The sequence below is a fragment of the Streptomyces sparsogenes subsp. cuspidosporus genome (assembly GCF_039532705.1).
Classification (GTDB): Bacteria; Actinomycetota; Actinomycetes; order Streptomycetales; family Streptomycetaceae; genus Streptomyces; species Streptomyces sparsogenes.
The window spans coordinates 98,858-105,861 of the sequence record NZ_BAAASD010000033.1 but is presented as its reverse complement, the minus strand read 5'-3'; the positions used below and the strand labels follow the sequence as shown (position 1 = coordinate 105,861).

Sequence of the window (7,004 nt, the reverse complement as noted above, 5' to 3'; positions counted from 1 at the left end):
ACACGTCGGCCCCGGCGGGCGCGGCGGCGGACGCCTGGGCCTGGGGCCGGGGGGCGGGCTGCCGCGGCGGGGCCGCCGGGGCGCCGCCGCCCCCGAAGCCTCCACCGCCGACGCCGCCCGAGCCCCCGAAGCCACCGGCACCGCCGGAACCCCCGGCCGAACCGCCGAAGCCACCACCGCCGGGGCCGCCGGGACCGCCCTGTTGGCCGGCGCCGCCCGTCGGGTCGACGATCGCCTCGATACGCCACTGCACGCCGATCGCGTCACTGAGCGCTTGACGCAGTACGTCCTCACTGCCGCCGCTGACGAAGCTGTCGCGCGCGCCGGCGTTGGAGAAACCGAGCTGGAGGGTGGTGCCGTCGAAGCCGGTGACCGTCGCGTTCTGACTGAGGAGGATCCAGGTGAAGCGGCGGCGGTTCTTGACCGCTTCCAGGATGTCCGGCCACATCTGGCGCACCTGCATGGCGCCCTGCGCCATGCCCGGCGCGGAGGGCGCGCCGCCGGGGGCACCGGGGGCGGGCGCGGAGGGGCCGGAGGGGCTGGAAGGGCCGGAAGGGCCCGGTGAAGAGGCTGGGGGGCCCGCGGGTGCCGCGGGACCGCCGGAGGCCCCGCCGCCCTGCCCCGGCGCGGCGGCCGAGGGCCAGCTGCCGGGCTGCCGTCCCGCGCCCGGGACGGAACCGGGAACCGTGGCGGTCGGCCATGCCCCGGGCCGCGGCGCGGACGCGGCGGGAGCCCCGCCTCCCGTATCGCCACTCTCCGTACGCCCACTGGCGGCAGCCGGACCACCGGCGGCAGCCGGACCACCGGCCGCGGCCGGACCACCTGCGGCGGCGGGCCAGGCGCCAGGGCGCTGACCTCCGCCATGGGCCGCCGCGGGCTGACCGCCCCCGAGCTGCTGTCCCCCGCCCCCAGCTTCGGCCCCAGCCGGTCCACCAGCAGGCACACCATCAGCAGCAGCGCCACCGGCAGCCGAATTACCCATCCCGGCCGCACCGACACCCGCGCCGGGCGCCGCCTCGGCAGGTGCCGCGCCCTGGCCGACCCCGCCACGGCCCGTCATGGCCGCCCGCGCGGCCGCCGGGCCGGATGGACCGACGGCCGGGGCGTGGGCGTCGGGCCCCGGTACGTATCCCATGGCAGGCCCCTGGCCCTCGGGTCCGCCGATACCGCCGGCCAGACCACCGCCGGCCCCGGCCCCGCCGCCGGGGAACCCGCCACCGCCGCCGAGGCCGCCCGCCAGGGCGCCCCGCTCCAGCCTTTCCAGCCGCGACTGCATCGAGCGCTCGTCCCCGAACGCCGCGGGCAGCAGTACCCGCGCGCAGATCAGCTCGAGCTGCAGCCGCGGTGAGGTGGCGCCGCGCATCTCGGTCAGGCCCTCGTTGACCAGATCGGCGGCGCGGCTCAGCTCGGCGGCGCCGAAGACGGACGCCTGGGCCTGCATCCGCTCGATGACATCGGCGGGGGCGTCGATCAGCCCCTTCTCCGCCGCGTCCGGCACGGCGGCGAGAATCACCAGGTCACGCAGGCGCTCCAGCAGATCGGCGACAAAGCGCCGCGGGTCGTTGCCCCCCTCGATCACGCGGTTGACGACCTCGAACGCGGCCGCGCCGTCACTCGCGGCGAAGGCGTCCACGATCGCGTCGAGCAGCGAGCCGTCCGTATAGCCGAGGAGCGATGTCGCCATGGCGTACGTCACACCGTCCTCGCCGGCGCCCGCGAGCAGCTGGTCCATGACCGACATCGAGTCACGCACCGACCCCGCCCCGGCCCGCACCACCAGCGGCAGCACCCCGTCCTCCACCGGGATGGCCTCGCGCTCGCAGACCTCCGCCAGATAGTCGCGCAGCGTCCCGGGAGGCACCAGCCGGAAGGGGTAGTGGTGCGTACGCGACCGGATGGTGCCGATGACCTTCTCCGGCTCCGTGGTCGCGAAGATGAACTTCAGATGCTCCGGAGGCTCCTCGACCACCTTCAGCAGGGCATTGAACCCCGCCGAGGTGACCATGTGCGCCTCGTCGATGATGTAGATCTTGTACCGGCTCGACGCGGGCCCGAAGAACGCCTTCTCCCGCAGCTCACGCGCGTCGTCCACACCACCGTGGGAGGCGGCGTCGATCTCGATCACATCGATCGAACCCGGACCGTTCCGCGCGAGGTCGCGGCAGGACTGGCACTCCCCGCACGGCGCCGGGGTCGGCCCCTTCTCGCAGTTCAGACAGCGGGCCAGGATGCGCGCGCTCGTCGTCTTGCCACAGCCGCGCGGACCGCTGAAGAGGTACGCGTGATTGACCCGGTTGTTGCGCAGCGCCTGCTGCAGCGGGCCTGTGACATGCTCCTGCCCGATGACCTCGGCGAAGGTCTCGGGGCGGTAGCGGCGGTACAGCGCGAGGGACGACACGCTTACGACGATATCGGGGCCCACCGACATCCGAGCCCGCCCCGCACCCCCGCGCCCCTCTCCCAACGCAAGGGCCCCCCACGTACCCGCCAGAGCTCACTTACCCTTGCTGCCTTCCGGCCCTGGGGGAGTTCGGTGAGATAGCGCCACGTGAGGGGCTGGCCCCCACCCTAGCGGATGGACCGCCCCGGGTACGAGTTCGCGTGCACGGCTCCTGGTCTTGTATTGTTTCCGGCGGAGGATTCGCCTAGAGGCCTAGGGCGCACGCTTGGAAAGCGTGTTGGGGGCAACCCCTCACGAGTTCGAATCTCGTATCCTCCGCACCCGCCTGAACAGGCGAAACGAAGAGCCGAGCCGCATCGTGGCCCGGCTCTTCGTGGTTACGGGACCTGGCGATAGACGTCGCGGCGATTGCCGACGGCCAGGACCCACACCATCAGCTGACCGTCCTCAACGGTGTAGACGACGCGATAGTCGCCGATCCTGAGGCGCCAGCGGGCACTGTGCCCCTGGAGGGCCTTGATGTCGAACAATGCCGTGTCCCCCGCGCCCATCGCCTTCTGCAGTTCGGTGAGGCGGTGCAGGATGCGCAGGGCGTCCGGGCGCGGGATCTTGAGCATGTCCCGCTGAGCGTGCGGCGTGAAGCGCGTGACATACCCCATGAGGTCAGTCCTGATGAGCGCGCAGCAAGGCAGCCATCTCTTCGAGTGAGACCGCCCCCTCCGTGCCCTCGGACTCGGCTTCGTCGGCCAGTCGGTTGAGCCACGCCTCTTCGACGCTCTCCGCGATCTCACGCAGGCGCTGGTACTCCTGGATATCGATCACGACGGCTTCCCGCTTGCCGCGCCGAGTGATGATCGTCGGGGTCTCCTCCCGACGAGCGCGATCGATGACGTCGGCGAGGTGGCTGCGCACCTCGGCCATGGATTCAACCACCGGATCACTCATGTCACGAATGTAGCAGATGTACATGAAGCTGCTGCCACCGCCCCCACGAGGGACGAGCTGCTCCAGCGGTCCCCCCTCCGCACTCTCCGGCGCACCCTGCCGGGCGTCACCAGACCCGCTCGCCGTCCAGGCGTTGAAATGGACAGACGGCCGCTACTCGTCCGAGCGGCTGCCCCGGGGCGCAGCCGGTGATCCAGTGGCGGATTCTCTGCCCGTGGCGGCCCGGCTCCGTTCCCCGGCGCTGGGTGCCGCGAGGGCCAGAGCGCGGTGGGTGCGCCGGAGCATGGTGCGGGCCATGAAGGGGTGCACGCGCTTGACCACGGCCCAGTAGAGGCGCGCGCGCAGGCTGCCGGCCTTCACGACCGTGCTCAGGGTGACGTCATGCTCATCGACGAGGATCGAGGCGCGGGCGGTCAGACCTGCCGTGTTCACGTCGAGGAGCAGCTCGCCGCCGGCGCGGGCGAGGACCGGGAAGGCGTCGCGCAGGACGGGCGTCCATGCGTCCGGGTCACGCGGCATGCCGGGCAGGAGTTCCATCCGGTACGCGTCCTCGTAGTCGGGGCGGTCGAGGGAGGTGCGGACCAGCTGGGCCGCCGCCGGTATGGCGATGGCTCGGGGGCGGGCCCAGTCGAGCCGGTGGAGCAGTCGCACCCACGGGGACCAGCGCACGGGGCGGGCGACGCCGCCGGCCGCCGCGCGCTCGATGTTGTCGAAGATCTCCTCGACCATCGTGTCGTGTATGTGCCGTATGGCGCAGGCCCACTGGAGCCGGAGGAGGCCTCGCACTTCGCACTCGAGGACATGGCGTACGCGACAGCGTTCGGCGCCGAGCGGTGCGACCGTCAGCTCGTGGTAGCCGTCGAGGCCGCCGCCCGGCGGGGTGTCGAAGCGGACGCGACGCCCGGGTTCGTACGCCGTGACGCGATAGCGGATCGGGCCGTGCCCGCCGTCCGCGCCCACGGCGAGCGGGCCGTCGAGGCGCATCCGCGGCCAGGCCGGGGTCGGGAAGATCGGGTCGTCCGCGGCGGAGAGCCGGTCGAGCAGAGCGCCGACAGCCGCCGCGGGGGCCTCGATCACGCGCTCATGGACATTGCGTACCGCAGTCATCGGGCACCCCTCCATACGCTACCGTACGGTTTACCATACGGTAGCGTATGGTCATGGCGCAACGGCAGCAACGTCAGGACAAGAAAGCCCGGTTGACCGCCCAGGACTGGGCGGACGCCGCCCTCACCGCGATCGGCGAGGGCGGTCTCGCGGCCGTCGCCGTGGAACCCCTCGCGGCCCGGCTCGGCACCACCAAGGGCAGCTTCTACTGGCACTTCGCCAACCGCGACGCGCTCATCGAGGCCGCTCTCGACCGCTGGGCGCAGATCAACACCGAGGGCGCCATCAGCGACGTCGAGGCGGAGCCGGACCCCAGGAAGCGGATCCAGCTGCTCTTCACCAAAGCCATCACGTCGGCCACGGCCGACCCGCTCGAGGTCACGCTGCTCGCCACCGCGAACCACCCCCAAGTGGCGGCGGCCCTGCGCCGGGTGACCGAACGCAGGCTGGCCTACCTCACCCAGCTCTTCGCCGACCTCGGCTTCCCCGAACCGGAGGCCCGCCGCCGCGGGCTGCTCGCGTACACCGTCTATCTGGGCCACGCCCAGCTCGGCCATGCGATGTCCTCGGTGCTGCCTCCGGAGGAGGGCGGAGAGTTCGGCGCATATCTCGGCGAGGCGCTTGATGTGCTGCTGACCCGTGGCGGAGCGTCCCGTGGCGGGGCGTGAGGGACACAGCGCCTCCGCAAGCTCGGCCGTCGCGGGATCGTGGCCAGGTGCGGCCGCGCTCAGTCGGAGGGCGGGATGGGGGACCGCAGGCCGAGCCACTGCTCGGCGTCCCATGCCTGGAACCGCTCGATCTCGGTGAAGCCCAGCTTTGCCGCGAGGCGCATCGAGCGGACGTTGGCGGTCTGGGTGGTGAGCACCACCGGCTCGCCGGGGAGGACGCCGTCGAACCAGGCGAGTGCCGCCGCGCACGCCTCGGCGGCGTACCCGTATCCCCACGCTCGCGGCAGGAACAGGTAGCCGAGATCGACCTTCCCCGCGGCGGCCGGGCGACGGTGCTCCGTCGCTCTCCTGAGCAGGACCTGGCCGATCATCGCCCCGTCGAGATCGACGACGAAACTCCCGGGCCACCGCGCGGGCACCCCGGGCATCTCGCGCTCGAGCTCGTCACGGGGGCGGGGGCCGCCGAGGTAGGTGTGCACCTCGGGCGACGCCAGCAGCTGGATGAACGTCGCACGGTCCCGGGCCTCGGGCTCACGGAGCACGAGCCTCTCGATCCTGATCGGGGCGGGCGGCCAGGCGATGGGTCCGAGCTCGGTCATATCGGCCAGCCAATCAACAGGCTCACAAGCGATCAAGTCCCGCGAGAGGACCACTCCCCCGCTTCTGTCCTCCGGGCGGATCGGTTCCGGTGACCAGACCGCGACCACGGACGGGACCGCCGTGCCACCGGAGCCGGGGCGCCGTACGCTGGGCCGGGTGACACGGGTGATCGTGGCAGCCGGAGGAGGGGGCGACGCGGTCGCCGCCGCGATGGTCGATTCCGCCCTGTACGGCGGGCAGGAACCGGTGGTGATCTTCACCTACGCGTGGGACCGTCTTCTGATCGACCCGGTGCCGGGCCCGCGAGGCCCCGGCAACTTCACCGGGCTCCGGCAGCTCACGCCCGCCGTATGGGCCGTCCCCGCCGAGGCGGAACCGATCGCGCCCGCGGGATCCTCGCTTCCGCGCCTCGCCGCGGAGCTGCCCCACACCTTCGCCCTCATCGATCCCCACCACGGCGCCGAGGGGATCACCCGCCAGCTCGAAGAGCTGATCAGCCACCTGGCGCCCTCCTCGGTCGATCTCCTGGACGTCGGAGGCGACATCCTCGCCCGAGGCGACGAGCCGACCCTGAAAAGCCCGCTGGCCGACGCGCTCACCCTCGCCGCGAGCTGCCAGGTCGGCCACCCCGTCCGCCTCCTGCTCGCGGGCCCCGGCCTGGACGGCGAACTCCCGGCCGCCGATCTCCGCCCCCACCTGGGCGCCCTGATCCACACCCTCACCCCCCGGGACGTCGAGGCGATCAGCCCGGTCCTGGACTGGCACCCCTCCGAGGCGACCGCCATGCTCGCGGCCACCGCCCGGGGGGAACGCGGCACCTGCGAAATCCGGGACGCGGGGCTCTCCGTGCCGCTCAGCGACGAGAGCCCGACCATCCACCAGGTCGATCTCCACGAGGCCTTGGACCGCAGCCGGCTGGCCCGCGCGATCCTGGCCACCACCAGCCTGGACGAGGCGGAGCGGCACACCCGCGAGATCTGCGGCTCCTCGGAAATCGACTACGAGCGCGACAAGGCCACACGGCTCACCGACCAGCCGTCGGCCGAGCTGGACCCCGAGGCCGTCCTGTCGCGACTCGACCGGTTCGAGGCCGACGCCCGCGACCGCGGAGTCACCCACACCACCTTCCGCCGCATCACCGAAGCCCTCGGAGTCCCCGGCACCCGACGCCGCGAGCTGCGCGCCCTGTTGATCAGCAGCCGCCCCCAGCAGTTCGCGGCGCCCCTGTGGCGTATCGCCCAGGGACCCGACGCGGGGGCCTGATACTGCGCTGGGGATCGGAA

Annotated in this window: 7 protein-coding genes, 1 tRNA gene and 1 other RNA gene; 3 read left to right on the top strand and 6 right to left on the bottom strand. The window is 72.6% G+C overall.

Features of this window, described 5'->3' with window-relative positions; genetic code table 11:
- Window positions 1–2,398, bottom strand: a 2,398-nt coding sequence (locus tag ABFY07_RS30485) for a DNA polymerase III subunit gamma and tau (RefSeq protein WP_346177582.1), incomplete at its 3' end; no start/stop codon positions are given.
- A 67-nt stretch (window positions 2,399–2,465) separates the two neighbouring features.
- Window positions 2,466–2,560, bottom strand: an RNA gene (gene ffs, locus ABFY07_RS30480) — signal recognition particle sRNA small type.
- A gap of 74 nt (window positions 2,561–2,634) precedes the next feature.
- Here ffs and ABFY07_RS30475 point away from each other — a divergent pair.
- Window positions 2,635–2,719: transfer RNA gene (locus ABFY07_RS30475), tRNA-Ser, on the top strand.
- A gap of 59 nt (window positions 2,720–2,778) precedes the next feature.
- On the opposite strand, the gene ABFY07_RS30470 is transcribed toward ABFY07_RS30475, so the two are convergent.
- From ABFY07_RS30470 to ABFY07_RS30460, 3 genes are all read right to left on the bottom strand, one after another.
- Window positions 2,779–3,060, bottom strand: a complete 282-nt coding sequence (locus ABFY07_RS30470; protein ID WP_346177581.1) for a type II toxin-antitoxin system RelE family toxin — start codon at window positions 3,058–3,060, stop codon at window positions 2,779–2,781.
- Window positions 3,061–3,064: 4 nt separating this feature from the next.
- Complete coding sequence (locus tag ABFY07_RS30465) at window positions 3,065–3,346, bottom strand: type II toxin-antitoxin system Phd/YefM family antitoxin (RefSeq protein WP_245738024.1); 282 nt, start codon at window positions 3,344–3,346, stop codon at window positions 3,065–3,067.
- A gap of 153 nt (window positions 3,347–3,499) precedes the next feature.
- Window positions 3,500–4,453 (bottom strand): SRPBCC family protein, encoded by a 954-nt coding sequence (locus ABFY07_RS30460; RefSeq protein ID WP_346177580.1) that lies wholly within the window; start codon window positions 4,451–4,453, stop codon window positions 3,500–3,502.
- A gap of 47 nt (window positions 4,454–4,500) precedes the next feature.
- Here ABFY07_RS30460 and ABFY07_RS30455 point away from each other — a divergent pair, with 47 nt between their 5' ends.
- Entirely contained in the window at window positions 4,501–5,121 is a 621-nt protein-coding gene (locus ABFY07_RS30455; RefSeq protein ID WP_428837037.1) for a TetR/AcrR family transcriptional regulator, read from the top strand.
- A gap of 59 nt (window positions 5,122–5,180) precedes the next feature.
- Here ABFY07_RS30455 and ABFY07_RS30450 read toward each other — a convergent pair whose 3' ends face one another.
- Entirely contained in the window at window positions 5,181–5,720 is a 540-nt protein-coding gene (locus tag ABFY07_RS30450) for a GNAT family N-acetyltransferase (protein WP_346177578.1), read from the bottom strand.
- Window positions 5,721–5,877: 157 nt separating this feature from the next.
- On the opposite strand from ABFY07_RS30450, the gene ABFY07_RS30445 reads away from it, so the two are divergent.
- On the top strand, window positions 5,878–6,984 hold the full coding sequence (locus ABFY07_RS30445; protein ID WP_346177577.1) for a DUF1152 domain-containing protein: 1,107 nt from the start codon (window positions 5,878–5,880) through the stop codon (window positions 6,982–6,984).
- Window positions 6,985–7,004 lie beyond the last annotated feature (20 nt).